General features: G+C 39.3%; 24 protein-coding genes. 18 read left to right on the top strand and 6 right to left on the bottom strand.

The window, feature by feature from the left end; all coding sequences use genetic code 11:
* Positions 1-16: 16 nt before the first annotated feature.
* From H4J66_RS09150 to H4J66_RS09070, 17 genes are all read left to right on the top strand, one after another.
* Positions 17-1132, top strand: coding sequence for an NADH:flavin oxidoreductase (locus H4J66_RS09150; RefSeq protein WP_182173481.1), 1116 nt, complete (start codon positions 17-19; stop codon positions 1130-1132).
* A gap of 126 nt (positions 1133-1258) precedes the next feature.
* Positions 1259-2467, top strand: coding sequence for an acyl-CoA dehydrogenase family protein (locus tag H4J66_RS09145; protein WP_182173479.1), 1209 nt, complete (start codon positions 1259-1261; stop codon positions 2465-2467).
* 52 nt (positions 2468-2519) lie between these two features.
* Positions 2520-3563 carry a phosphotransferase family protein gene (locus tag H4J66_RS09140; protein ID WP_182173476.1) on the top strand — a complete coding sequence of 348 codons (1044 nt, stop codon included), beginning with the start codon at positions 2520-2522 and terminating at the stop codon, positions 3561-3563.
* 65 nt (positions 3564-3628) lie between these two features.
* On the top strand, positions 3629-4390 hold the full coding sequence (locus H4J66_RS09135; RefSeq protein ID WP_182173473.1) for an SDR family NAD(P)-dependent oxidoreductase: 762 nt from the start codon (positions 3629-3631) through the stop codon (positions 4388-4390).
* A gap of 49 nt (positions 4391-4439) precedes the next feature.
* A complete protein-coding gene (locus tag H4J66_RS09130; RefSeq protein WP_182173470.1) occupies positions 4440-6245 on the top strand; it encodes an acyl-CoA dehydrogenase in 1806 nt (601 codons plus the stop codon).
* A gap of 40 nt (positions 6246-6285) precedes the next feature.
* On the top strand, positions 6286-6747 hold the full coding sequence (locus tag H4J66_RS09125; protein ID WP_182173467.1) for a MaoC family dehydratase: 462 nt from the start codon (positions 6286-6288) through the stop codon (positions 6745-6747).
* Positions 6748-6788: 41 nt separating this feature from the next.
* Positions 6789-7712 (top strand): SDR family NAD(P)-dependent oxidoreductase, encoded by a 924-nt coding sequence (locus H4J66_RS09120; protein ID WP_070376881.1) that lies wholly within the window; start codon positions 6789-6791, stop codon positions 7710-7712.
* Positions 7713-7758: 46 nt separating this feature from the next.
* Positions 7759-8940, top strand: coding sequence for an acetyl-CoA C-acyltransferase (locus H4J66_RS09115; RefSeq protein WP_182173464.1), 1182 nt, complete (start codon positions 7759-7761; stop codon positions 8938-8940).
* 82 nt (positions 8941-9022) lie between these two features.
* Complete coding sequence (locus tag H4J66_RS09110) at positions 9023-10690, top strand: AMP-binding protein (protein WP_182173461.1); 1668 nt, start codon at positions 9023-9025, stop codon at positions 10688-10690.
* A gap of 135 nt (positions 10691-10825) precedes the next feature.
* On the top strand, positions 10826-11251 hold the full coding sequence (locus H4J66_RS09105; RefSeq protein ID WP_182173458.1) for a DoxX family protein: 426 nt from the start codon (positions 10826-10828) through the stop codon (positions 11249-11251).
* Positions 11252-11356: 105 nt separating this feature from the next.
* Positions 11357-12481: a zinc-binding dehydrogenase gene (locus H4J66_RS09100; protein WP_182173455.1), complete on the top strand. Its 1125-nt coding sequence runs from the start codon at positions 11357-11359 to the stop codon at positions 12479-12481.
* Between the two features lie 219 nt (positions 12482-12700).
* Complete coding sequence (locus H4J66_RS09095) at positions 12701-13759, top strand: patatin-like phospholipase family protein (RefSeq protein ID WP_182173576.1); 1059 nt, start codon at positions 12701-12703, stop codon at positions 13757-13759.
* 54 nt (positions 13760-13813) lie between these two features.
* A complete protein-coding gene (locus tag H4J66_RS09090) occupies positions 13814-14812 on the top strand; it encodes an NADP-dependent oxidoreductase (RefSeq protein ID WP_182173573.1) in 999 nt (332 codons plus the stop codon).
* A 90-nt stretch (positions 14813-14902) separates the two neighbouring features.
* Entirely contained in the window at positions 14903-15580 is a 678-nt protein-coding gene (locus tag H4J66_RS09085; protein WP_259369099.1) for a hypothetical protein, read from the top strand.
* An 87-nt stretch (positions 15581-15667) separates the two neighbouring features.
* The gene (locus H4J66_RS09080) at positions 15668-17770 is read left to right on the top strand and encodes a molybdopterin-dependent oxidoreductase (protein WP_182173452.1); all 2103 of its coding nucleotides are present in this window, start codon (positions 15668-15670) and stop codon (positions 17768-17770) included.
* A gap of 47 nt (positions 17771-17817) precedes the next feature.
* Positions 17818-18651 carry a MoxR family ATPase gene (locus H4J66_RS09075; RefSeq protein ID WP_182173449.1) on the top strand — a complete coding sequence of 278 codons (834 nt, stop codon included), beginning with the start codon at positions 17818-17820 and terminating at the stop codon, positions 18649-18651.
* A 5-nt stretch (positions 18652-18656) separates the two neighbouring features.
* Positions 18657-19829 carry a VWA domain-containing protein gene (locus H4J66_RS09070; RefSeq protein WP_182173447.1) on the top strand — a complete coding sequence of 391 codons (1173 nt, stop codon included), beginning with the start codon at positions 18657-18659 and terminating at the stop codon, positions 19827-19829.
* Positions 19830-19938: 109 nt separating this feature from the next.
* Here the strand turns inward: H4J66_RS09070 and H4J66_RS09065 are convergent, their stop codons facing one another.
* From H4J66_RS09065 to H4J66_RS09045, 6 genes are all read right to left on the bottom strand, one after another.
* Complete coding sequence (locus H4J66_RS09065; protein ID WP_259369098.1) at positions 19939-20568, bottom strand: alpha/beta fold hydrolase; 630 nt, start codon at positions 20566-20568, stop codon at positions 19939-19941.
* A 6-nt stretch (positions 20569-20574) separates the two neighbouring features.
* Complete coding sequence (locus H4J66_RS20350) at positions 20575-20724, bottom strand: hypothetical protein (RefSeq protein ID WP_259369097.1); 150 nt, start codon at positions 20722-20724, stop codon at positions 20575-20577.
* A gap of 91 nt (positions 20725-20815) precedes the next feature.
* Positions 20816-21709, bottom strand: coding sequence for an alpha/beta hydrolase (locus H4J66_RS09060; RefSeq protein ID WP_182173443.1), 894 nt, complete (start codon positions 21707-21709; stop codon positions 20816-20818).
* Positions 21710-21788: 79 nt separating this feature from the next.
* Entirely contained in the window at positions 21789-22481 is a 693-nt protein-coding gene (locus tag H4J66_RS09055; RefSeq protein WP_182173440.1) for a crotonase/enoyl-CoA hydratase family protein, read from the bottom strand.
* Between the two features lie 39 nt (positions 22482-22520).
* The gene (locus H4J66_RS09050) at positions 22521-23129 is read right to left on the bottom strand and encodes a glutathione S-transferase family protein (protein ID WP_182173436.1); all 609 of its coding nucleotides are present in this window, start codon (positions 23127-23129) and stop codon (positions 22521-22523) included.
* Between the two features lie 475 nt (positions 23130-23604).
* Complete coding sequence (locus H4J66_RS09045) at positions 23605-24267, bottom strand: nitroreductase (RefSeq protein WP_182173433.1); 663 nt, start codon at positions 24265-24267, stop codon at positions 23605-23607.
* 463 nt (positions 24268-24730) lie between these two features.
* Between H4J66_RS09045 and H4J66_RS09040 the strand changes: the two genes are divergently transcribed.
* Entirely contained in the window at positions 24731-26527 is a 1797-nt protein-coding gene (locus H4J66_RS09040; protein WP_182173430.1) for an acyl-CoA dehydrogenase C-terminal domain-containing protein, read from the top strand.
* Positions 26528-26860: the final 333 nt, after the last annotated feature.

Below are 26860 nucleotides of genomic sequence, written 5' to 3'. Positions count from 1 at the left end.
AATTTCAGGAAACACAATGAGTAATAATAATTCAGCCAAACTTTTTGAATCATTTTCATCAGGTGCACTTACGTTAAAAAATCGTACGGTTATGGCTCCAATGACTCGGACCTTTTCGCCTAACTATATTGCCAATACCGATGTAGCAAAATATTATCGACGAAGAGCAGAAGGTAATGTCGGTTTAATTATTACCGAAGGTACTTTTATTTCGCATAAAGCGGCTAATGGCTATGAGCGAGTTCCGGCTATTTTTGGTGAAGAAGCTTTAGCTGGTTGGAAACATGTTGTCGATGAGGTACATGCGGCTGGAGGTAAAATCGTGCCACAAATTTGGCATGTTGGCTCAGTGAGAAAAGAAGGTATTGGCCCCGATAAATCAGTACCTGCCTATAGTCCATCTGGCCTATATAAACCTGGTACCCCCAATGGCATTGAAATGAGCCAAGCTGATATTGAAGAAGTTGTTGCTTCTTTTGCACAAGCTGCTCTCGACGCTAAAAATATCGGCTTTGATGGCGTTGAAGTTCATGGTGCTCATGGTTACTTGGTTGATCAGTTCTTCTGGGAAGGCACAAATAAACGTAATGATGGCTATGGAGGTTCATTAGAAAATCGTACCCGTTTTGGTGTTGAAATTGTTCAAGCAATTCGCGCCGCTGTTGGTGAAGATTTTCCTATTATCTTTAGATTTTCTCAATGGAAGCAACAAGACTACAATGCAAAACTTTGCCAAACACCCGCAGAGTTAACGACTTTTTTAACACTATTAAGTGATGCTGGGGTCGATATATTTCATGCGAGCACCCGCCGTTTTTGGTTAGCAGAATTTGAAGGTTCGACGCTGAATTTAGCCGGATGGACGAAAAAAATAACCCATAAACCGGTAATAACCGTGGGCAGTGTTGGGCTCGACAGTGACTTCACCGGTGAAGGTAGTATGGACCTGGGCGGTGCTTCTAACCCAACCGGAATTGATGGTTTATTAACGCGCCTAAATAATGATGAATTTGATTTGGTTGCTATTGGCCGAGCGTTATTAGTTGATCCAGAGTGGGTCAACAAAATACGAGATAAAAAAGAAGACCAAATAGCCCCATTTAATAAAGAAGCGTTAATGAAGTTAAGTTAAATAAATTAAGTCAATTGTCGGTTGATTAATCAACTTTGAACCGACAATGATTTTTGAATATCGTGACAAAAAAATTCTCACTGCACTCGTTAGTAAACGGGCGCTATTAAATTAAAGGGATCTCTCATGGATTTTGAATACAGTGACAAAGTTAACGCATTAATAAATCGTGTAAATTTATTTATGGATAAATATGTTTATCCTGCTGAACAGAAAATGCATGAACAAGTTGCACAAGAGCCTTGGTCAACACCGCCGTTAATGGAAGAGCTAAAAGCGAAAGCAAAAGCAGAAGGGCTATGGAATTTATTTTTACCTTTGAGTTATGGCAAATATAGTGCTGGTTTAACTAACTTAGAATATGCACCTTTAGCTGAAATTATGGGTAAAGTGATGTGGGCGCCAGAAGTGTTTAATTGTGCGGCTCCTGACACAGGAAATATGGAAGTTCTCGCTAAATATGGCAGTGAAGCCCAGAAAAAACAGTGGCTAGAGCCGCTACTTGAAGGGAAAATCCGTTCCGCTTTTGCCATGACAGAGCCTGAAGTTGCTTCAAGTGATGCGACCAATATTGAATTACGTATCGAACGTGACGGTGATGAATATGTCATCAACGGTAAAAAGTTTTATATCAGTGGCGCGTGCCGTAAACAATGTGAAATTATGATCGTTATGGGCAAAACCGACCCCGACAATGAAAATCGTTATATTCAACAATCGCAAGTGCTAGTGCCAATGAGAACACCCGGTGTCACTATGGTTCGCCCAATGAAGGTGTTTGGCTATGATGATTCGCCAGAAGGGCATGCCGAAATTATTTTTGAAAATGTTCGAGTGCCTATCGACAATATTATTGTTGCTGAAGGTAAAGGATTTGAAATCGCGCAAGGGCGTTTAGGTCCTGGTCGTATTCATCATTGTATGCGTTCGATTGGTATTGCTCAACGCGCGTTAGATTTAATGTGTAAGCGTGTTAATGAACGTATTGTCTTTGGTCGTCCGATGATAAAACAACAATCAATACGCGAAGATATTGCTATTTCAGCTTGTCAAATTGAACAAGCGCGTTTGATGACGTTAAAAGCGGCGCAAAAAATGGACCTTGAAGGTAATAAAGCGGCGAAAGATATTATTGCCATGATAAAAATAGTTGCACCGAATATGTCGCTTGATGTTATTGATCGAGCTATTCAATGTCACGGCGCGGTAGGGGTTAGTCAGGATACTTTTTTAGCGCATGCATATGCGGCTCAAAGAACCTTGCGTTTAGCAGATGGTCCTGATCAAGTTCACATGATGCAACTTGGACGAGATTTAGTAAAGAAATCGACATAACATTAAATGATTATTGAAATTAATCGTCTTAAATCTGAAAGAGAATAAATACATGGCAGCAAACGTACCTTTTGATGTTGAAAAACTCACCGCTTATTTAGCGCTTCATCTTGATGGTTTTATCGGTCCCATTACGCTCGATAAATTTTCAGGTGGACAATCTAATCCAACTTATAAAGTGATAGCGCAGTCAGGAATATTTGTCTTGCGCAGCCAACCACCAGGAAAACTCCTAAAATCAGCACATGCGGTTGACCGTGAATATAAAGTGCTAGCCGCGTTAAAATCTTCAGACGTTCCTGTCGCTGAGGTTTATCACCTTTGCGAAGACACTAGCATTATTGGCTCGATGTTTTATCTGATGGAATATTGTGATGGTAGCGTTTATTGGAGTGCCTCATTAGCAGAAGTCAAAACTAATGAATATCGCAGTAAAATGTATGACGCAATGAATAATGCTTTGGTTGCTTTACATCGCATCAATGTTGAAAGTGTTGGCTTAAGTGAGTACGGAAAAGCAGGTAATTATTTTCAACGTCAATATGATCGTTGGTGCGCGCAATACCGTGCCTCAGAACTCAAAAAAATAATAGCGATGGACAAGTTAAACCAATGGCTTGAAGTTAATTTACCCGCAGATGATGGCAAAGTTTGTTTAGTCCACGGCGACTTTCGCTTAGATAACATGATGTTTGCCAAAGACAAACCAGAAATTATAGCCATTCTTGACTGGGAGCTATCAACCTTAGGACATCCGTTTTCTGATTTAGCCTATCAATGTATGGGATTACGTATGCCTCAAGGTATTGGTAGTATCGATGGCTTAAAAGGGGTAGATAGAGCCAGTCTGGGCATTCCAACAGAAGAAGAATATGTGGCTACCTATTGTCAGCGTATGGGTATTGAAAAGATAGATAACTGGACATTTTATCTCGCCTTTAGTTTTTTCAGGTTAGCCGCCATTGTTCAAGGTGTTGCCAAAAGAGCGTCACAGGGCAATGCGTCGAATGAAAATGCCAGTAAAATTGGTCAGTTTGTCGAACCTCTAGCACTGATGGCTCTTGAGATAATAGCGCAAGAAAAGGTCAGAAAATAGCTGCTAGCTATTCAATTTAGCACCATGACAATAAACACGTTCAAATAATATTTTAAGGAAAAAAAATGGATCCATTATTAGATTTTACCGGAAAAGTTGCTGTTATTACGGGTGCTGCTCAGGGATTTGGTATGTTATTAGCCCAAGAATTAGCTCAGCGTGGTGCTAAGTTAGTGATCAGTGATATTAACGAAGCAGGTGTTAACAAGGTAGCCAACGATATTGCAGCTTCAGGCGCTGAGGTGTTCGCACTTCAATGCGATGTTGCTAACAATGCAGATTGTAAAGCTATGGTCGACTTAGCTATTGAAAAATTTGGCCGTGTTGACATTGGTGTTAATAATGCAGGTGTTGCTCATGATTTTCATGCCTTACACGAAATTGACGAAGCCCTGATGGATAGACAATTTGCCATTAATGTTAAAGGGGTGCAGTTTGGCATGAGTCATCAAATTAAGCAGATGCTAACGCAACAAGGTGGCGCCATTTTAAACGTTAGCTCAATGGCAGGTCTTGGTGGTGCAGCAAAAGTTGCAGCTTATTCTATGGCAAAGCATGCGGTTATTGGTTTAACAAAAACAGGCGCAGTTGAATATGGTCGTCATAATATTCGTATCAATGCGATATGTCCCTTTTTTACCTTAACTAAAATGGTCACTGACATGGCTGATGAAAGTATGCAAAGTAAAATGAGTTTAGGTGCGCCAATGAAACGTTTAGCCGAGCCTAAAGAGGTTGTTGCCGTAATGCTAATGATGCTGTCACCCGCTAACACTTATATGACCGGGCAATGTATCGCGATTGATGGCGGTGTATCAGCGCAGTAAACAATGATTTTGTGTTACTTTTTTAAATAGTTAATAAGAAGAGACCCCTATGGCCAGTGAATTAATGAATCAACGAGATATTGAATTTATGCTGTATGAATTCTTTGATAGTGAGTCTCTTTTAAAAAGAGAGCGTTATCAAGATCATGACCGTCATACATTTAACGAAGTAATTGCTACGGCTAAAACTATAGCAGAAAAACACTTTTTACCTATTCGTCAAAAACTTGATACTCACCAACCGACGTTTGATGGTAAAAAGGTACATTTAATTCCTGAGCTCAAACCCGCTATTGATGCTGTTATTGCCTCGGGTTTATCTTCAGCGACCGCAGACTATGAAACCAGTGGTATGCAACTGCCGCCAATCATTGCCAGCATCGCTACTTCATATTTAACTGTCGCTGGAGGTGTCGGCTTAGGTTACAACATGTTAACCACCGCGAATGCTAACTTACTTAGCGCGCATGGCAGTGGAGAGCTCATTGAAAAGTGGGTAAAACCGATGCGTGCGGGTCGTTTTATGGGCACAATGGCGATGACAGAGCCGGGCAGTGGTTCAGGCTTAGGTGATTTAATCACTAAAGCGACTAAGGCCGAAGACGGTAGCTATCGCATTAGTGGTAATAAAATTTATATATCGGGTGGTGATCATGATCTTAGTGAAAATATTGTTCACTTAGTGCTTGCGAGATTAACGGGCGCGCCAAAAGGTATAAGAGGTATTTCACTTTTTGTTGTGCCCAAATTTTTGCTTAATGACGATGGCTCCATTGGCGATGACAATGAAGTCGCCTTATCTGGACTATTTCATAAAATGGGCGGGCGGGCTCAAACGTCCACTTCGTTGAGTTTTGGAGAAAAGAACGGTTCTGTTGGTTACTTAGTGGGGGAAGAAAACCAAGGGCTTAAATATATGTTTCATATGATGAATGAAGCACGCATTATGGTTGGAACCAGTGCGGCGGTTATCGGTATAGCAGGTTACTTGTACTCATTAGATTATGCTAAAAATCGGCCACAAGGTCGTTTGCCCTCGAGTAAAGATCCACTATCACCTATGGTTAATATTATCGAACATGCCGATGTACGAAGAATGCTTCTCGCACAAAAAGCTTACGCAGAGGGCGCATTTTCATTAGTACTTTATGGCACACAATTGAGTGATGATGAGAAAACAGCAGCTAGTGCTGAAGAAAAAGAGCACGCACATCTCTTACTAGACTTTCTTACCCCTATTATTAAAACATGGCCCTCTGAGTACGGCACTAAAGCCAATGACCTGGCCATTCAAGTACTCGGTGGTCATGGCTATATTAATGAACACCCCGTGGAATTATTTTATCGTGATAATCGTTTAAACGCGATTCATGAAGGTACAACGGGTATTCAGTCGTTGGACTTGTTAACGCGAAAGGTGCCAATGAATAAGATGGCAGGATACTTAGCGACATTAACTGAAATAAATATAACGATAGAACAAGCCAAACATTATCAACGTTTAACTGAATTTAGCCAACAACTATCAACAGCGGTAAAAAGTTTACAGCTAACTACTGAAGCGCTATTAAGGGCAATGACCACTACAAACATTGATTTAGCTTTAGCTAACTCGGTTAAATACCTCGAGTTGTTTGGACATGTGATCGTCGCTTGGTTATGGCTCAAACAAGGCCTTGTTGCCACGAAAGCGCTTGAAAATAAACCACACCAAAGTGATGAAAATTTCTATCAAGGAAAACTGCAAACCTTACAGTATTTCTACAGATTTGAATTACCGCAAATAGCGTTATGGTCAGCGTTGTTGATACAAAGTGATGACAGCACTTATCAGATGAAAGCTGAATGGTTTTAAAAGAGTCATTAAAATAACAGTTAAATAATAGAGACACCTTATGCCAACTATAATTAACAAAGAAGAATTAGCAAATTATATAGGTTTTCAAGCTAAACCAACGCCTTGGCACTTAGTTACTCAGCAACAAATTGATCAATTCGCTGATTGTACACTCGATCATCAGTTTATCCATGTTGATGAAAAAAAGGCAAAAGCGACACCCTTTGGCACTACTATTGCCCATGGTTTCTTATCGCTATCAATGCTCTCTCATTTTGCTAAAGACTTTAGCGTTATTATTGACGGATTTTACATGGGCTTAAATGCGGGTTTTGACAAAGTGAGATTTTTGCAACCCGTTGCGGTCAATAGCCGTATACGAGCACATGCAACAACCTTGGCGATTGAAGAAAAAAAACCAGGACAATATCGATTGTCTACCCAAGTGAGTATTGAAATTGAAGGCAGTGAAACACCAGCGCTAGTTGCACAGTGGATTTCAGTACAAATGGTAAAATAATAAGAGTAAAAAGTAATTTTAAAGTATTTTAAGGAAATATCATGACAATCAGTTTTACAGGAAAAGTCGCTATAGTTACCGGCGCAGGTAATGGTTTAGGTCGCTCGCATGCTTTAGCGCTTGCTGCTCGTGGCGCAAAAGTCGTTGTTAATGACTTAGGAGGCGCGCGCGATGGTAGCGGAGCGTCTTCACAAGCATCACAAGATGTCGTGCGTTTAATTGAAGAAAATGGTGGAGAAGCCATCAGCCATGGCGCAAATGTTGCGAACTTTGATGAGGTACAAGACATGGTTAATCAAGCCATGGAAAAATGGGGCCGTGTTGATATATTAATCAACAATGCCGGTATTTTAAGAGATAAATCCTTTACTAAAATGACCTTAGCAGACTTTTCCTTGGTGATGGATGTTCATGTGATGGGCAGCGTTAATTGTACTAAAGCTGTTTGGGATATCATGCGTGAACAAAACTATGGCCGTATTGTGATGACAACGTCATCCAGTGGCATGTACGGTAATTTTGGCCAAGCTAACTACGGCGCGGCTAAAATGGCAGTTTTAGGGTTAATGAATACGCTATCGATTGAAGGATTTAAAAATAACATTAGGATTAATGCGCTTGCCCCAACCGCTGGCACTCGTATGACTGAGGACCTAATGCCTGAAGAAATTGTAAAAGCATTTGCTCCTGAAGCGGTAACGGCTGGTTTGCTAACCCTTTGCGATGACGATGCGCCGACCCGTTTTATTTTATGTGCAGGTGCGGGCGGTTACTCAAGTGCAAGCATGTTTGAAACTCAAGGTTGTTTTATCCCACAATCGTCACAAACACCAGAATCCGTGCGCGGACAGTGGTCACAGTTAACCGATGAAGCAGGCCAAGCAGCTTTATCTTCTGGATCAAAACAAGGTGAGAAATTTGTCAGCAAAGCTATGGCTTATATGAAGTCACAGCAGCAAGAGTAAATAGACGACTTGTTTGTCGTTTACATAATAATTAAAAGGAATAATGATGAGAGAAGCCGTAATAGTATCTGCCGCACGTACCCCGATAGGTAAAGCATACCGAGGTGCCTTTAATGATTTATCGGCGCCAACTTTAGCGGCTGTTGCGGTTAAAGCCGCCGTTGAAAGAGCAGGAATCGATGCTAATGAAATTGAAGACTGTATTTTTGGTGCCGCTCTAACGCAAGGCAATCAAGGGATGAATTTTGGTCGGCAAGTGGCAATGGCGGCTGAGTTGCCGGTTTCTGTGCCAGGCATGACTATCGACCGTCAATGTTCGTCAGGCTTAATGTCTATTGCTATTGCGGCAAATCATATTGTTTGTGATGGCGCACAAGTGGTCCTTGCAGGCGGTTGCGATTCCATTAGTTTGGTACAAAACGATAAAATGAATATGTATAGAGCTGTTGACCCGAGTGTTAAAGCCTATCGACCAGAAACTTATATGCCGATGCTTGATACGGCCGAAATCGTTGCCAATCGCTATAGTATTTCTCGAGCAGAGCAAGATGCCTATGCACTTAAATCTCAACAACGTACCGCCGCAGCACAACAAGCGGGTAGGTTTGATGATGAAATCGTGCCAGTGACCTGTACTAAGCTGGTTATGGACAAAGCTACCGGCGATATCAGCAAAGAAGCAGTCACCTTAACTAAAGATGAAGGTAATCGTCCATCAACAACGTTAGCGGGACTGTCGGCTTTAAAGGCGGTCAAAGATAATGGCGCTATTACGGGCGGCAATGCTTCGCAGTTATCTGATGGCGCTGCAGCCGTTGTTCTAATGGAACGAGGTTTAGCTGAGCAGAGAGGTCTTAAGCCTTTGGGTGTGTATCGTGGAATGGTCGTTGCCGGTTGTGAACCCGATGAAATGGGTATTGGGCCTATTTATGCGATACCTAAATTGTTAGCGCGTAATAACTTAACGATTGACGATATCGGTTTATGGGAAATCAATGAAGCTTTTGCGGTACAAGTTTTATATTGTGCGACAAAATTAGGCATTCCTGAAGATCGTCTGAATGTAAATGGTGGTGCAATTTCTATTGGCCATCCTTATGGTATGAGTGGCACACGTATGGTGATGCACGCACTGATTGAGGGAAAACGTCGTGGAATTAAATATGTTGTGATCAGCATGTGTATTGGTGGTGGACAGGGCGCAGCGGGTCTGTTTGAAGTACTTTAACCGTTTTAATTAAAACATTTACCGTGGCGTAACTATAATAATAATGCCACGTAAACAATTTGTGATTGGGGAGATAAATATAATGGAAAAAATTTGGCTTGAAAAGAGTTACCCACCTGGTGTTGATTTCGAAATAGACCCAGATAAATATAACTCATTAGCAGATTTATTTACTAAATATACTAAGTTATATCAAGATAACACCGCTTTTATTAATATGGGAGCAAGCATTAGTTATCAAGAACTTGGTCAACAAGCTCATGACTTTGCGGCTTATTTACAACAAGATTTAGGATTAGTTAAAGGCGATAGATTCGCGATTATGATCCCCAATCTTCTTCAATACCCGATTGCATTATTTGGTGCCTTATTAGCTGGACTTACCGTGGTGAATGTTAACCCGCTATACACAGCACGCGAATTAGAGCATCAGTTAAAAGACTCAGGCACTAAAGCTATTCTCATCCTCGAGAATTTCGCCCATGTCCTTGAAAAAGTTATTGATAAAACCGATGTTAAACATATTGTTCTTACGGCTGTAGGCGACAGGTTAGGGGCAGTTAAAGGGTTACTTATTAACAGTGTCCTTAGGCATGTTAAAAAGCAGGTGCCTGCTTTTAATTTTCCTGGAGCAGTCAGGTTTAATCAAGCGATGACAAAAGGAGCTAAATTAACCTTTAAGCCTGTCAAAGTGGTTGGTTCAGATCTAGCTTTCTTACAATATACCGGTGGTACGACGGGTCCATCAAAAGGAGCCATGCTTACCCATCGCAATATGGTGGCTAACCTTGAACAATCAAATGCAGCGACTAAAAATATATATGAAGTTGGCAAAGAAATTATGGTGACAGCCTTACCGCTTTATCATGTCTATGCGCTAACGTCTAATTGCTTATGTTTTATGCCTTTTGGCGGTACTAATATTTTAATTACCAATCCAAGAGATATGAAAGGCTTTGTTAAAGAGCTCGCTAAATACCCTTTTACTATTATCACGGGTGTAAATACTTTGTTTAATGCTTTATTACATACCCCAGGGTTTGACCAACTTGATTTTAGCCCATTAAAACTTGGTTTTGGTGGCGGTATGTCAGTACAACGTCCGGTAGCCGAACTTTGGGAAAAAGTCACTAAAACAAGATTGTTAGAAGGCTATGGTTTAACAGAGTGTGCGCCATTAGTGACGATGAGCCCTTTTAATCAACAAAGCTATAATGGCTCTATTGGTTTACCTGTTTCTTCGACCGATATTCGCTTAATTGGCGATGATGGTCAGGAAGTTACGCTAGGTGAGCCCGGTGAAATGTGGGTTAAAGGTCCTCAGGTGATGAAAGGTTATCACAACCGACCCGATGCAACAGATGAAGTGCTAAAAGATGGTTGGCTAGCTACTGGCGATATTGCCACCATGGATGAATATGGCTTTTTTAAAATTGTTGACCGAAAAAAAGACATGATCAACGTCTCAGGTTTTAATGTTTTTCCTAATGAAATTGAAGAAGTTCTCGTTATGCATGATGGTGTACTTGAAGCCGCTGCTATTGGTATTCCACACGATACAACAGGAGAAGCGGTTAAGGTTTTTATTGTCAGGAAAAATCCTAATTTAGCAGAGCAAGATATATTTGATCATTGTCATGAAATGCTAACAAACTATAAACGTCCTAAGTTGATAGAGTTCATCGATGAGTTGCCAAAAAGTAATGTCGGTAAAGTGTTACGAAAAGAGTTACGTAAAGACGTTGCATAAGTAGACAAAGTTGACTTTTTTCAACTAATAAATCGACTGGGTATTTACGCCTACGACTAGTGTTATGCTAGTTCTTAGGCGTTTTTTATTCTGCTAGAAAGCTAAGAAACTCATTAACACGATAAGGATTTACCCTTGAATATATTAGAAAATAGCTGTCTTTTTTTGGGACGTGTACTGATGGGCCTTTATTTTATTATCCCTGCGATAAGTAAAATTAACAAATTTGAGGGCACCAGTGCCTACATGGAGCAGCACAATGTCCCTATGGTATCGTTATTATTAGTGTTAACCATTATTATTCAATTGGTTGGTGGAGTGGCCATCATTATTGGTTTCAAAGGTAAAGTGTCCGCTTTTATATTAGCGGGTCTAACCTTGTTGATAAGCTTATTTATGCATGATTTTTGGGGAATGACAGAAGGTGTGGCGCGCAGTCATGAATTACAAAACTTCCTTAAAAACATGGGTATAATTGCCGGTTTATTAATTATCACTGGCCTAGGAACCGGCAAGTTTAGTCTTGAGGGTCGTAAAGTGACTGAGCCTGAAAGACGCTAATAGAAGTAACCGTTATTGTAGCCAACACAACACGAACCTAGCACCTAACGCTATAAAAATTACCACGTCATAAAACGACGACAAACAGCTGGAGAATATCTTATCATGACAAACTCAAAACAATTATTTACTCATATTTCTGCAAGCGGAACACTTGAACTATCTTTAAAAGAGGTCGAGGTAGCGACACCTAAATCCCATGAAGTGATCGTTCGTATTGAAGCCGCTCCCATCAACCCATCTGATATGTGGCCGATGTTTGGACCTGCTAATTTAGCCGAGGCGGTATTAAGTGCAGATAAATTAACGCTCAGTGCACCTGTGCATAGCAGTATACTACCTCGAATTAAATCTCGTTTAGATCAAGTATTACCTATTGGTAATGAAGGCGCTGGTACTGTGGTTGCTGCCGGTGATAGTGAAGCTGCTCAGTCGTTAATGGGGAAAACAGTCGCGGTTTTAACCGGAGGCGCCTATGCCCAATATTGTTGCGTACCCGCACAAGCTTGTATTGTTCACCATGAAGGGACTACAGCTAAGCATGCTGCTTCTTCTTTTGTAAATCCTTTAACTGCTTTAGGTATGGTAGAAACCATGCGTATGGAGGGGCACAGTGCATTAGTGCATACCGCTGCAGCGTCAAGTCTAGGACAAATGCTAAATAAAATATGTTTGGCACAAGACATTCCTTTGGTCAATATTGTTAGAAGTCAGCAACAAGCTGAGATACTTAAAGCAATTGGCGCTCAATATATTTGTGATTCATCGAGTAAAACCTTTAAGGCTGATTTGTATAAAGCGATTGATAAAACAGGGGCAACTTTAGCCTTTGACGCAATTGGTGGTGGCGAAATTGTCAGTGATATCCTGAACGCAATGGAGCAGTCTGGCAGTAAAGACGCTGTTGGCTTTAATACTTATGGTTCAGAGACTAATAAACAAGTTTATATTTATGGGGGGTTAGACTTCACCCCAAGTATCTTAAATCGCGCTTACGGAATGACATGGGGCATAGGCGGTTGGTTATTAATGAGCTTTTTAGGTAAGTTGCAACCACAACAAATCGCAAAATTACAAAAGCAAGTGGCCGATGAGATAAAAACCACTTTTGCTTGTGCGTTTACTGAAGAATTAAGTTTTGAACAAGCGATGACCCCAGCGATTGTTTTACAATACAATGCTAAGAAAACAGGCGAAAAATATCTGATTAATCCCAACAAAAATAGTTAACCTCTGTTTGGAGACTGAACGCTTTGGGTTTGGTCTCCCCATTTGTGCTTTTCACTATCTTAAGCTTGGTGATATTTCTCGTTTTCGTTAACTCGAATTCATTTGGTGAATAATGAACCATAAGTACTATTCATTTGTTTAATTTATTTCTAACGTTTACCATGGCTTGGAGATTATAATGATTTATTATTGTCACCAAAAAGTGAACAACAAGATAATATGTTAGAAATATATGCTGGCGATTCAGCCATGAAGACGATTAAAGAAAATGGAATTTCACCTGACTTATTTAGCTCTTTTTTAGCGGCGAGTGGTGGACCTAAATGGTTTACTTTATATGGTTTAGATAAATACCTCTTTAGTGAATTTTTTAAAAATAGAGAACAAGCATTAAACCTTATTGGCTCAAGTGTTGGTGCTTTTAGAAATGCATGTTTTGCTCAAAAAGATCCCCTCGCTGCAATAGAACGTCTCGCAAAAAATTATCATGAAACTACTTACACGGCTAAAGCCAAGCCTGCAGAGGTTAGCGAAAAAGCATTAGAAATGATGGATGCTATTTTTGGAGTTTCAGGCGAGCAAGAAATTGTTGATAACCTTCATTTTAAAGCACATATCATCGTAGCTAAATGTAACGGTTTTGTTGCTTATGAAAATAAATTTATTCAAGGACTTGGCCTGGCAAAAAGCTATGTTAATAATCGCATCAGTCGCCCACGCTTAAATAGCCAATATGAGCGTTATATTTTTCAATCGAGCCATAGTAACCTTGAGCTTAGCGACCCTGATAACATACCCACATCACGCCTATCTTTTTCAACAGGCAATATTCGTAACGCGTTACTCGCATCAGGTTCAATACCCTTGGTGATGCGGGGTATTAGTGATATTGAAAATAGTCCAAAAGGTATGTACCGAGATGGTGGTATTGTTGATTATCATTTTGATTTTAAGATTAAAAATCCAGGATTAACACTTTACCCCCATTTTAGCTCATCACTTAAGGCGGGTTGGTTTGATAAAAGTTTAACAAGAAAAGTAAGATTAAAAAACTACGACAATACGGTATTGATTTGTCCTTCTGCTAAGTTTATTGACGCATTACCTCACCATAAAATTCCTGACAGAAACGACTTCATTGCCATGAACCGCAAACAGCGAATGTGGTATTGGCAAAAAGTGATGAATGACAGCGAAAAATTAGCGGAGTCATTTGATCAGATTTATAAAAATCAACAGTTAAACCAGATAAAGAGTATAAATCAGTTATTGGCATAGTCTCTTAATAAAGAGACGCCAATTACATACTATAAACGCATAGAGATAATAATGATTACAACGTATAAAGCGATAAATTTAATTGCACGTCCTTCTGGTGGTCCAATAGGACCTGATTTGTTTGACGTTGTAGAAAAGAATATTCCTGAAGTGGCTAAAAACCAATTTCTAGTTAAACAATCACATATGTCACTAGACCCGGCAATGTTCGGTTGGATGAGTGCAGATACAGAAAGTTATATTCCACCCGTTGCCCTTGGCGATGTTATGCGCAGTTCAGGTATTGGTGAAATCGTTGAAAGTAATCATGCTAACTTCAACGTTGGTGATCGCGTTATGGGCATGATGGGCTGGCAAGAATACTACTTAAGTGATGGTACGGGTTTAAATAAAGTAACAGCACCCTTACCAGATGAAGCTATCTTATCGGTTTTTGCTTTACCGGGGTTAACCGCAACACAAGGATTATACAGCATAGGTAAGCCTCAAAAAGGGGAAACACTTGTTGTTTCTGGAGCGGCTGGTTCAGTTGGCTCAATTGTCGGGCAACTTGCTAAAGCCGACGGACTTACTGTCATTGGTGTTGTAGGTAGTGATGAAAAAGCTGATTGGGTGGTAAATGAATTAGGCTTTGATGGCGCGATAAATTATAAAACTGATGATATCGCGACTACATTAGCGCAATTAACGCCAAAGGGTATTGACGTCTACTTTGAAAATACCGGTGGACCAACCCAACACCATGTTATTGCTCGGATGAATGCTCATGGTCGAATTGTTGTCTGTGGGATGATTGCTGATTACCCAAAAGCAGAACCCGACTTAGCACCTAGTTGGATCCCTATCATTAAGAAACGCTTAACAATACAGGGCTTTACTATGCCAGATCATTTTGGCGAAGTCCCAGCCCTATTAGAAAAGCTAACACCCTATGTAATGCAAGGTAAAATTAAGTATCGTGCTCATATCTTAGATGGCTTTGATGAAGCTATGACTGGCTTGAATTTATTTTTTACCGGTGAAAATAAAGGCAAACTTATTGTGAAACTCTGATGGTCAGCTTAATGCTGCGCGGTTATAGGTGTTTTTTTATCAATAAAACTCAAATTTACTTTACGATACTTAATTAAAATGGAAATGAATATGTCCCCAAAACTTGTTAATAACCTGATGTGCACCTTAGTGTTTGCATGTTTAACATCTTTGTCTGTTAGCGCAGAAACATCCGTTAAGACGCCAGATACTGATCAAAGTGTTGCTGTCGTTAACGCTGTTGCAGCGATAACAGAGGTTAATGTCGATGAGAACAGCTTTAGCTGCATAAGAGATATGACACCGGTCAGGCATTTTTATGTTGATAATCTTTTAGGAGATATAAAAAGCACTTTAGCCGCAGCCAATGCACCAGAGGGCGCTAAGTACCCCGTGGGGTCAGTTGTGCAGCTTGTGCCAACAGAAGCCATGGTTAAACGCGAATCGGGTACTTTTCCCGCTACGGGTGACTGGGAGTTTTTTGAACTAGAAGTTAATGAACAAGGGTCAAAAATAGGTAAGCGTGGTTTTGTCGATGTTGTTAATCGTTTTGGTGGCAACTGTTTTGCTTGTCATGCGCCGGCTCGAGAGCCTTGGGATTTCATTTGTGAATCAGATCATGGCTGTGAAACTATACCTATAGATCATAAAATGACGGGTGCGCTACAACGTTCAGATCCCCGTTGCGGCGATGCTGTTCCTCAAGATGGTGATTGGATGGCATTGTTTAAGCTTAAAAGTATGGTCAGTATTGGCCTGACAAAACAGTGGTTTGAAGAAAAATTTTAACGTCAATAATTAATATGTTTTAAGCCGCAAAGAAGCCGCTGACCAAGAAGGTTTTCATTTTTTAATGGGTCCAATTAGGAGATAACTATGAGTGATATCAAAACGCACTACCGTAACTGTAATATTTGTGAAGCGATGTGCGGCTTAGAAATTAAGTATCAAGATAAGCATATTTTATCGATTAAAGGCGACCCAAAAGACCCTTTTAGTAAAGGTTATAATTGCCCTAAAGCAACGGCGTTAGAAGATTTTTATAATGACGAAGACCGTTTAAAAACACCCATTAGACGGACAGCTAATGGGTGGGAAGATATTTCATGGGATCAAGCTTTTACCGAGATAGTCGCAAAACTTAAAGGCACTCAAAAAGAACATGGCCGTAACGCTTTGGCGGTTTACTTAGGTAACCCTAACGCGCACAACTTAGGTAATGCGCTTTTTCTAAAACCATTTATGAAATCGTTAGGGACGATAAACCGTTTTAGTTCTGCTTCAACCGATCAAATGCCACATCATGTTGCCGCTAATTTTATGTTTGGTGCGGGTATGTTAATCCCCGTGCCTGATATAGACCGCACTGATTTTATGATGATTATTGGCGGAAATCCTGTGGTCTCTAATGGTAGTATGATGACGGCACCCAATGTTATCGGCCGAATGAAAGCCATTCAAAAACGAGGAGGTAAAATTGTTGTTGTTGACCCTCGCCGTACCCGAACCGCTAAAATTGCCGATCAACATTTGTTTATCAGACCAGAAAAAGACGCACTCTTGTTATTGGCGATGATCCACTGTGTTTTTACAACCAATAGCGTTAATCTTCGCCACCTAGCAGATAGGGTTGATGGACTAAATGTGTTGGAAAATATCGCTAATGATTATTCACCCGAATCAGTGGCTAAGCATGTCGGTATACCGGCAAGTGATATTAGAACGTTAACCAATGATATGACAACTGCAGACTCAGCGGTGTGTTACAGTCGTATGGGCGCATCTACTCAAACGTTTGGTGGTCTATGCCAATGGCTAACCAATGTGCTTAATATTATAACCGGCAATTTTGACCGAGCAGGCGGTGCTATGTTTCCACAGCCCGCTTTTGATTTATTAAGAAATCACAAGAAGGGTCATAAAAGCTCCTTTGGGCAATATAAGAGTCGTGTCAGAAAGTTACCTTTTTTCAATGGTGAGTTTCCGGTTGCAACATTAGCTGAAGAGATATTAACCCCCGGTGAAGGTCAAATAAAAAGCTTAATTACGGTAGCAGGTAATCCTGTGCTTTCTTCACCGAGTGGACATAAATTAGCTGAAGCGTTTTCAGGATTAGATTATATGGTCGCCATCGATATTTATCTTAATGAAACCACTAAACACGCTAATATTATTTTACCGGCAACAACCGGTCTTGAAAATTCTCATTTTGATATTTTCTTCAATTCATTTTCAGTGAGAAATACCGTCAAATACTCTAAGCCATTGTTTGAACCAGCAGACTATCAACGCACCGATTGGCAAATACTGAAGGAGCTAGCGGCACGAATGACAGATACAGACATTGATGAATACACACCAGAAATGATCTTAGATATGGAATTGCAAAAGGGTCCTTATGGTAAACAAGGTATGAGCTTAGCAAAATTAATCGACAATCCTCATGGTATCGATATTGGACCGTTAATGCCGTGTATCGAAGCGCGGATAAAAACCGAGCAAGGTAGCGTAAACTTAGTGCCGCAACTCTATATTAATGATTTACCGCGTTTGCAAAATGTTATTATTCATCCTGCTCGTGATATTAATTATCCATTCGATTTAATTGGTCGCCGTTTAGTGAAAAGTCATAATACCTGGACACAGAATTCCGAGCGCTTAATTAAAGGCAAAAATCCTTGTACCTTAGAGGTTCATCCAGATGATGCTAAGGTATTAGGCATTAGCAATGGTCAATCTGTTATGGTGAGCTCAATGGTTGGTGAAGTGAAAATAGAGGTAGTGATCACCGACGATATTCAACGTGGGGTGGTCAGTATGCCGCAAGGCTGGGGACATAATCAAAAAGGCACCCAGATGTCGGTTGCAGCCAAGCAACCAGGTGTTAGTATTAATGATTTAACCGATGCAAGTCGAGTAGATACTTTAACCGGTAATGCTGCTTTAAATGGTACACCGGTCGCAATTAACGTTGCGTAGATGTTAGTCGAATTAGACTATAATTAAGCCCTAAAATAGGTAAAAACATGTTTAACAGTACAGAGAGTTATATTGCATCAGACGAACTTCGCTTAGCGGTAAACGCTGCGATCACCCTAGAAAAGCCACTATTGATTAAAGGTGAGCCGGGAACGGGTAAAACGCAATTAGCTGAAGAATTAGCAAAGTCACTTAATTGTAAGCTATATCAATGGCATATTAAATCAACAACTAAAGCGCAACAAGGCTTATACGAATACGATGCCGTATCAAGATTACGAGATAGCCAGTTAGGCGACGAACGTGTGCATGATATTGCTAATTACATCGTTAAAGGTAAACTTTGGCAGGCGTTTGAAGAAGAGCAACGTCCGATATTATTAATTGATGAAATAGATAAAGCCGATATAGAGTTCCCTAATGATTTACTGCAAGAACTTGATAAGATGGAGTTTTATGTTTATGAGACGCAACAAGTTATTAAAGCAAAGCAACGTCCGATCATTATTATAACGTCTAATAATGAAAAAGAGCTACCCGATGCATTTTTACGTCGCTGTTTCTTTCATTACATCAAGTTTCCAACAAAAGTAGAAATGGAACAGATTATTGCTGTTCACCACCCTGATGTAAAAAAAGAGTTATTAGCGCATACCTTAGAAGTGTTTTTTGAACTGAGAGACTTACAAGGTATTAAGAAAAAGCCTTCAACATCAGAGTTAATCGATTGGTTGAAACTACTGGTCGCAGACGATGTTGCTCAAGAGGTATTAATCGATAAGCAGTCCGGTATTATTCCTCTATTTGGTGCGCTATTAAAAAATGAACAAGATGTCTCACTACTTGAAAAACTCGCCTTTATTAGTCGCAGAAACAGGTAGTTGTTGTGTTTATAGATTTATTTATAACGTTAAGAAAACATAAAGTTCCTTGTAGTTTACGTGAGTTATTAGACTTAATTGCACTATTAAAAAAGGGGGTTGTTTTTGCTAATGTGGAAGAGTTTTATCACCTAGCTAAAATTGTTATGGTTAAAGATGAAATTCATTATGATAAATTCGATAGTGCATTCGCTGAATATTTTGAAGGTATACAAGTAATTGATATATTTGATAAAATATTACCTGAGGATTGGCTAAGAAAAGAATTTGAAAAGCACCTAAGCCAAGAAGAAAAAGACAAGTTAAAGGCATTAGGTGGTTTAGACGAGCTAATGAAAGCGTTAAAAGAACGCCTTGAAGAACAAAAGAAACGCCATGCTGGCGGCAATAAATGGGTAGGTACTGGTGGTACATCTCCTTTTGGCGCTTATGGTTATAACCCCGAAGGTATTAGGGTAGGGCAAGATAAAAATCGTAATAATAGTGCGGTTAAAGTGTGGGATAAGCGAGAATTTAGAAACTTTGATCAAGACCGAGAATTAGGCACTAGAAATATAAAATTAGCGCTAAAAAAACTAAGAAAATTTGCCCGTACCGGTGCAAGTGAAAAGCTTGATATTAACACTACTATTACCTCAACGGCGAAAAATGGCGGTATGCTCGATGTTCATATGGAGCCTGAACGTCATAATGCAGTAAAAGTATTGATGTTCTTTGATATCGGCGGCTCTATGGACGATTACATACATACGTGTGAAGAACTTTTTTCAGCGGCACATACCGAGTTTAAACACCTTGAATTTTTCTATTTTCATAATTGTGTTTATGAAAGATTATGGAAAGACAATAGCCGACGCCGCACTGACACTATTGATTTAGAAGAAATCATTAGAACCTTTGGTTCGGACTACAAAGTTATATTTGTTGGTGATGCCACTATGGGGCCTTATGAAATAACATCACCTGGCGGCAGTGTTGAACACTGGAATGAAAAACCAGGAACCTTTCATATGCATAAAATTCTTGGTCATTTTAATAAGGTCGCCTGGTTAAACCCACAGCCAGAGACTCATTGGGATTATCATCACTCAATCTCTATTGTTAGGCAGTTAATAGCCGATAGAATGTATCCTTTAACGGTCGATGGCATAGGTCGAGCGATAAAAGCGCTCAGCTAAATATCCCACTAGTAAATTACAACCAAGGACGGTTGTAGCTTTACCTGCCTGTAATGAATGAAGGGCTAATAAAAGCCGTTTTATAGCACCTTCTCTTTTATTACATTACTTACCAATCTTTAATAATGTTAGTAATTATAGACGCGGTTGCTTCGGGTTGTTCAAGCGGAAACATATGTCCGCCATTAGCTAATTTAGTCAGTGGTATGTTATTCATTTTAGCAAATCGATTAAAGTAACTTACCGGCAATACGTCTGTTTTATCACCATAAATCAATGCAGATGGCACCGTCAGTTTATTTTTATATGTTGCTAAATTGCAAGGTAGGTGTCTAAATATATCGGCTTCAACGTCGGGTGAAAACATTAATTCCCATCTTTTATTTTTTAATGTCACGGCACTGTCTACGTAATCTTGTAGACATCGGGCATCAAAATTCTTAAAAAGTTTCTTTTGAGCAAAATTATTAACTAATTGCGTATCAGACGGCCAATGTTTTTGCCTGTTTTTAGCTCGACCCGCTGGAGATATTTTATCAATAAAAGGTGTTTTTTTAGCGAGTTTTAAAAACCAAGATAATGGCCCAGAAAATACAGGAGGGTCTAACATGACGACACCACGAAATAGTTCAGGATGCTGACAAGCGGCCATAAAAGAAATGACACCACCAAAAGAATGGCCAACACAAATGACCTTTTGGTCTTGTTTTTTAATGAAGTTAACCAGCTCATTGACCAAAAATTGCTAATTATTATGAATGGGGTAACAATCATCGTGACCATATTGTTCTAAAGCAATGGTTGAATAATCATTTGAAAACAATGATAGAAATGTGCGGTAACTTCCTGCTGGAAAACCATTGGCATGGACAAAGTTGATTACAGGTTTTGACATATACGTTTATAGACACCTATGATAAAAATTATATAAAAGATTATTACCCTTGAACTTATTGTTAAAGGGTTAAGACTAAACTGAAGAGCTTTTAAAGGTAGCGATTAAAAAAGTCAACGACACTATTTTCAGCTTTTTCAGGGTTGAGTTGCCATAGTTTAGTGTGCTCGCCACCTTCAGCTTGCCAAAATTGCTTCGGCTCATTGGCGGCACTAAATAAACGTTGTCCGTGTTTAAAGTCTACGGTTTTATCGGCTGTGCCATGCATAATGTAAACAGGTCGAGGCGAGATGTTTGCGATGTATTTTTCTGGATTAATTTCATCAATTTTTAAATCGCCGCGCCAAGCAAAAAATTTTGCTACCATTGGCATTAATGGGAAACGAGGAAGACCGTAGAGTACTTTTGCCTGTTCAGCGAGTACGTCCATCGAATTAGCATAGCTACCACTAAAAACACCCACTTTTATACGAGAGTCTTTTGCCATAACTATGATGCTAGTTGCTGCGCCCATAGAAAATCCCATTACACCAATCGAGCTAATATTTTTCTTATCAACTAAATAATTTAAAGCGGCTGTGACGTCTTTTTTCTCGTGATAGCCCATCGTTGAAATAATAGCAGGGTCTTGGCGTGGATGACGCAGATCAATAGCTAAAACATTATAACCGGCAGCAACAATAGCCTTGGCGTAGCGCATACCTTCGGACCTGTTTGCTGTTCTACCATGTACTAATAATATCGCTTTATGGGTGTCATTATCTGCAGGCATATACCAAGCCGGCAGTGTTAGGCCATCATCGGTGTTAAAAGCAACGTTTTCAAAACTGAGGCCTTGTTCACTTGGCTCTCCACAAAAGGCAAAACGGGCTTGTGTGCACTCAGTAATTGGCAGTATTAATATTTTTGAAGAAAAATACCATGCACCACTAAAGAAAACACACATAAATAATAAAACAGAAAACAGGGTGAAATTTTTTATCATACGTTAACGGCCTAATATACTGTGAGTATTCTTGTTATGTAGCGCTAAGAAAATACTTTAGTGAGACATGGTAGATTTACTATAGGCTCAAGGTCATCGTTGAATCTATTGCTATTGCCGCATCTAATGCCGTTAGTATGTCTTTTCTTTCTCTTAGTTTAGTACCATGGTGTGCTGTCATATTTAGGGTTAACAGTTGGGTAGCTGCCACTTTTGCCGTTGCCATTAATTGGTCGGGTTCAACTAATGTGTCAAGAAATCCAGCTAATACAGCTGTTTCTGGATCAAACAATTCAGCGTTTATTACCGAACGCGTTAAATAGTTAATCGGTACTCGGTTTCTAGCGAGTTCAAGGCCAGCTTGATGCATGGTCATACCAATAGCCACTTCATTGAGTCCAATTTTAAATGAACCTAATGTGCCGATGCGATAATCACAACTGAGTAATAAAAAAGCACCTTTGGCAATAGCATGGCCGGTACAGGCGCCAACAATAGGAAAGGGAAAAGATAACATACGGCGAGTAAGCGTTGAGCCTGCTGTAACTAGCGATACGGCAGAGTCAGAACTTTCTTTCATCGTTTTTAAATCATAGCCACCTGAAAATATTCCTGGTTGACTTGTTAAAATAACGGCCGCTTTTGCTGCTTCTGCTTGATCTAAAGCGCTGTTGATTTCTGTTATTACTTGATGAGAAATAGCGTTAACCTTGCCATTTTTTAGAGTTATCGTTGCAATGTTTTCATCGAGTTCAAAATCTATTAATTCCATGTTCTTTCCTATAGTTGTTAAAATTGATATCACTGGCTGTTAGCCAAATTGAGCCGCTTTTTGATATGCGGGTCTTTTTCTGATATTAACGAGATAGTCTTTAGTTTTGTCTTTGTTTTCTAACAAACCAATACTTTCTGCAATTTCGAGTATCACTGCCATCATAATATCAGCAGCACTAAAAGAATCACCAGCAAAATAACGCCTTATGGTTAAAGTATTTTCGATATATGAAAAATCGAGATGATTTTCTTTAGCAATGTAACCATCAAGAAGCTGAGTGCCTTCACGAGTTTCCATTGACATCAGCAAGGTCGTTATCACAGGTAAACTTAAGGACCCTTCTGCGAAGTGTAACCACTCTAAATAATGGTAATATTCATTACAATCAATGCTCGGCCTTAAATTACTCGCCGTTGCATGGTTAAGAATATATTCCATAACCGCGCCAGACTCACACAAAGTAACCTCACCATCTACGATAATAGGGGCTTTTGCTAGCGGATGAATTAATTTTAAACTTTCAGGCGCTAAATTTGTGAGCGGGTTACGTTGATGTTTAACAATGTTATAAGGCATATTAAGCTCTTCTAACAACCAGATAACGCGTTTAGAACGTGATTTGTTAAGGTGATGTACAGTAATCATGTTTACATTTTTCCTTGAAATTCATTGTTATCAACTTAATGAATAGGTGTCGCTTGGTAGTAAGATTAAATTTTTACCTTTTTTATAGGTACGTTAGCTTAGCATGTATTGAGTTAAGGCTTTTTTGTGTTAAATGATATTTGAACGTAACAACCTAAGTAGAATATCAACGGCATATTCAGCGTTAATAACATGAAATATGTCAAACTAAAGCCAATAATAGGTAATACCAGTCAAGGATTAATTAGACCAATGGAAATAGCTAATCCCATGCCCATCGTAATTTAAAATATACCAATAGGTACATTTTTTGTCTTACAAATATAATTAATTCAGTACTATCTATACTGATTTTCAGTATTCTTTATTATCTAATGGGTAAATATTTTATATATATTTCCAATATGATTATTGAACATCGTATTGAACAAAACATGATCGCTGATGACGATTTATTAATTGTTATTGTGAGTCGTTATTTAAAGAAGCTAACCGCACTGGCAATATCTTCGCGATCAGTATGAGTTTTATTTATCGGCGCAGTTATATCAGCGTAACCAAATGACATACCAAATAAAACACCTCTTTGCTCTGGTAAGTTTAAGGATTTTTTGATTGGATCTGGGAACTGCCCCAATGCCCCTTGCATACAATTTGATAAACCGTGCTCAGCCATAATGAGCGAAAGAGTTTGCGCATAAATACCCAAGTCAACCGCACCCATAATATCGAGATATTTATCCATAGTAAAAAAGGCCACATGGGGAGCATCAAAAAAACTCCAATTGCGGATCATCGCTTTTTGACGACCCAGTTTGTCTTCGCGGGTAACACCAATAGCACTGTAAAGTGCATTAGCTGAACCAAATTGGCGGTCTCTATGGATACCCTCGTATTTAGGTAGCCAGTTAAAGTCTGGGTTTGGTGGAGTACCACTCATAACTGCTGAGAGTAGATCATTTTTCAATGATTCTTTTTTTGCGCCAGACACTACGCAAGTTTGCCAAGGTTGTACATTGCAATTTGAAGGAGCGCGTTGTGCTTGTGTAAAAATAGCTTCTAATAATGCTTGTTTGACCGGTGTTTCCAAATAAGCACGCACTGAATTACGTTTTTCTAAGAGGGTGGTTATAGACATTGAGACTCCTTTATAATTTTAAAATAGTCTCATATTAAGGGACATTGTAAATGAGACTTAGCTTAACAGCGATTAAATTTTTGGTAACGTTTAATTAACTATTAACCGTATATATCGCTTAAAAAAGTGATCTATACTTGTTACAAAAGGGTATAGATAGCCACTGTAATAAGGTTAAAAGAGATTTAAGCGCATTTCTGATGGTAGAACTGTTATCTTTATAAAACCAATGAATAATTATTATCACGCTCTATTCTAAAATCATATAGTAAGTGGTTATTTTTCACTGGGTATTTCAGAAGCGCATTAACTTTTATTATATGGATACTGAATAGTTAGGGATAAATTAAATTCATTTGACTAATTTATCTCATATCGATAATATCAGTGGTATGACCACTTGGTTAAAGCAATGTTGAATAGTGAAGTCAACGGTTAATAATAAATTTTTGGAGTCAATAGAATGCCTGAATATAAAGCCCCAGTTCGTGATATTAAGTTTGTAATGCAAGAATTATTAGACTGCGACAAACACTATAAGAAATTAGGTTACGATGATGCTAGTGAAGATATGGTGGACGCTATTATCTCAGAAGCAGCCAAGTTTACTGAACAAGTTATTGCACCCTTAAATCAAATCGGTGACGAGCAAGGTTGTACGTGGACAGACGGTGTAGTAACTACGCCAGATGGTTTTAAAGATGCTTATCAACAATACGTTGAGGGTGGCTGGCCAACATTATCTCAGAGTGAAGAGTTTGGTGGGCAAGGTTTACCTTATTCTCTTAATGCTTCCATTAGTGAAATGATGTCGTCTGCTAATCATAGTTTTGCTATGTACCCTGGTTTAAGTCATGGGGCACAAGCAACAATTGAAGCTCATGGCACCAGTGAACAAAAACTGCAGTATATGCCTAAATTAGTTGAAGGTAGCTGGACAGGCACTATGTGTTTAACTGAATCACATTGTGGTACTGATCTTGGCATGTTGCGCACTAAAGCTATATTAAACGATGATGGTAGCTATGCGATTACCGGCACAAAGATATTCATTTCGGCCGGAGAGCATGACTTATCAGAGAATATTGTACACATTGTTATCGCACGCCTACCAGGTGCTCCTGAAGGTAGTAAAGGTATCTCTTTGTTTATTGTTCCTAAGTTTAATGTCAATGATGATGGCACAAAAGCAGACCGAAATGCTGTGAGTTGTGGTTCAATTGAACATAAAATGGGTATCAATGCTAATGCCACTTGTGTTATCAATTTTGATAACGCTAAAGGGTTTTTAATTGGACAGGAGAACCGTGGCCTACACTGCATGTTTACTTTTATGAATGCTGCTCGTTTAGGTGTAGCAATGGAAGGTTCTGCAGCAGCTGAAGCGGCATTTCAAGGTTCATTAGCTTATGCAAAAGATCGTTTGCAAATGCGTTCGATTAGCGGCGTTAAAAATCCAGATGGACCAGCTGATCCTATTATTGTGCACCCTGATGTTCGTCGTATGTTACTTACGCAAAAGTCTATTTCTGAGGGGGGTAGAGCACTAATTGGTTATTTGTCGCAATTAGTTGATATAACCCACGCATCAGATGATGCTGATCTTAAAGCTGATGCAGAAAACAAATTAGCCTTACTAACGCCTGTTGCAAAAGCATTTTTAACAGAGTTAGGTTTCGAATGTACAAGTCATGGTGTACAAGTTTTTGGTGGACATGGTTTTATAAAAGAATGGGGCATGGAACAGCTTCTGCGTGACACTAAAATTAGTTGTATTTATGAAGGCACAACGGGTATTCAAGCGTTAGATTTATTAGCCCGTAAAATTTTAGGCAGTAAAGGTCAAATTTTGAAGCCATTTATGACAGACATCGCTATTTTTTCGAAAGACAATGCCGACAACCCAGCAATGAGTGAGTATGTTAGTACCCTAAACTCATACGCTAAACAATGGCAAATGATCACGGGTGATATTGGTCAAAAAGCCATGAAGAACCCGGATGAGATTGGTGGTGCTTCGGTTGATTACTTAATGTTTGCCGGTTATGTAACCTTAGGCTACTTCTGGGCAAAAATGGCCTCTGTAGCGCAAAGTAAACTAAAAGACGCGGGTGAAGATAAAGCGTTTTATCAAGCTAAAATTAAAACAGCAGCATTTTACTTTCATCGTATACTTCCTAGAGCTCAAGGTCATGCAGCTTGTATGGAAGGTGGTGTAGACTCGATGATGGCTCTAGCCAGTGAAGACTTTGCATTTTAATTAAGCACTAGCTTTACTAATAATTTTTGAAAAATAATTATTAGTAAACAGATAAATATTTAGCCACTTTTCACGGTTAAGATATTTATGATGGTCTGTTAAACTCATGCCTAATATTTAGATTTAAATCTTAATATTAGGCATTTTTTATTTTACAGTAACGTAAAATAACCCATTAACGAATGGTGCCTTGCTAAATGACTGTTTAGGCAATTAACGACGGTTAATGTAAGTACTTGGGTACGCTAATAAGTTGGGGTGCTTCGATTCGTCATTCAAGTTGACGTGACTGTATACATTATCTCCGAATATTTATGATGCGTTTTTAATTGT

It is taken from the genome of Colwellia sp. MB3u-55 (assembly GCF_014076785.1).
GTDB lineage: Bacteria > Pseudomonadota > Gammaproteobacteria > Enterobacterales > Alteromonadaceae > Colwellia_A.
Note: the sequence above shows the minus strand (reverse complement) of the source record. Positions and strands in the feature narration are given on the sequence as shown.

What these genes read in the sequence shown, in the direction of transcription:
- H4J66_RS09110 (WP_182173461.1), top strand. Translation starts at nt 9,023, where the DNA reads ATGGAAAAAATTTGGCTTGAAAAGAGTTACCCACCTGGTGTTGATTTC.
- H4J66_RS09080 (WP_182173452.1), top strand. Translation starts at nt 15,668, where the DNA reads ATGAGTGATATCAAAACGCACTACCGTAACTGTAATATTTGTGAAGCG.
- H4J66_RS09075 (WP_182173449.1), top strand. Translation starts at nt 17,818, where the DNA reads ATGTTTAACAGTACAGAGAGTTATATTGCATCAGACGAACTTCGCTTA.
- H4J66_RS09100 (WP_182173455.1), top strand. Translation starts at nt 11,357, where the DNA reads ATGACAAACTCAAAACAATTATTTACTCATATTTCTGCAAGCGGAACA.
- H4J66_RS09145 (WP_182173479.1), top strand. Translation starts at nt 1,259, where the DNA reads ATGGATTTTGAATACAGTGACAAAGTTAACGCATTAATAAATCGTGTA.
- H4J66_RS20350 (WP_259369097.1), bottom strand. Translation starts at nt 20,724, where the DNA reads ATGTCAAAACCTGTAATCAACTTTGTCCATGCCAATGGTTTTCCAGCA.
- H4J66_RS09125 (WP_182173467.1), top strand. Translation starts at nt 6,286, where the DNA reads ATGCCAACTATAATTAACAAAGAAGAATTAGCAAATTATATAGGTTTT.
- H4J66_RS09040 (WP_182173430.1), top strand. Translation starts at nt 24,731, where the DNA reads ATGCCTGAATATAAAGCCCCAGTTCGTGATATTAAGTTTGTAATGCAA.
- H4J66_RS09140 (WP_182173476.1), top strand. Translation starts at nt 2,520, where the DNA reads ATGGCAGCAAACGTACCTTTTGATGTTGAAAAACTCACCGCTTATTTA.
- H4J66_RS09050 (WP_182173436.1), bottom strand. Translation starts at nt 23,129, where the DNA reads ATGATTACTGTACATCACCTTAACAAATCACGTTCTAAACGCGTTATC.
- H4J66_RS09115 (WP_182173464.1), top strand. Translation starts at nt 7,759, where the DNA reads ATGAGAGAAGCCGTAATAGTATCTGCCGCACGTACCCCGATAGGTAAA.
- H4J66_RS09055 (WP_182173440.1), bottom strand. Translation starts at nt 22,481, where the DNA reads ATGGAATTAATAGATTTTGAACTCGATGAAAACATTGCAACGATAACT.
- H4J66_RS09085 (WP_259369099.1), top strand. Translation starts at nt 14,903, where the DNA reads ATGTCCCCAAAACTTGTTAATAACCTGATGTGCACCTTAGTGTTTGCA.
- H4J66_RS09095 (WP_182173576.1), top strand. Translation starts at nt 12,701, where the DNA reads ATGTTAGAAATATATGCTGGCGATTCAGCCATGAAGACGATTAAAGAA.
- H4J66_RS09120 (WP_070376881.1), top strand. Translation starts at nt 6,789, where the DNA reads ATGACAATCAGTTTTACAGGAAAAGTCGCTATAGTTACCGGCGCAGGT.
- H4J66_RS09045 (WP_182173433.1), bottom strand. Translation starts at nt 24,267, where the DNA reads ATGTCTATAACCACCCTCTTAGAAAAACGTAATTCAGTGCGTGCTTAT.
- H4J66_RS09060 (WP_182173443.1), bottom strand. Translation starts at nt 21,709, where the DNA reads ATGATAAAAAATTTCACCCTGTTTTCTGTTTTATTATTTATGTGTGTT.
- H4J66_RS09130 (WP_182173470.1), top strand. Translation starts at nt 4,440, where the DNA reads ATGGCCAGTGAATTAATGAATCAACGAGATATTGAATTTATGCTGTAT.
- H4J66_RS09135 (WP_182173473.1), top strand. Translation starts at nt 3,629, where the DNA reads ATGGATCCATTATTAGATTTTACCGGAAAAGTTGCTGTTATTACGGGT.
- H4J66_RS09150 (WP_182173481.1), top strand. Translation starts at nt 17, where the DNA reads ATGAGTAATAATAATTCAGCCAAACTTTTTGAATCATTTTCATCAGGT.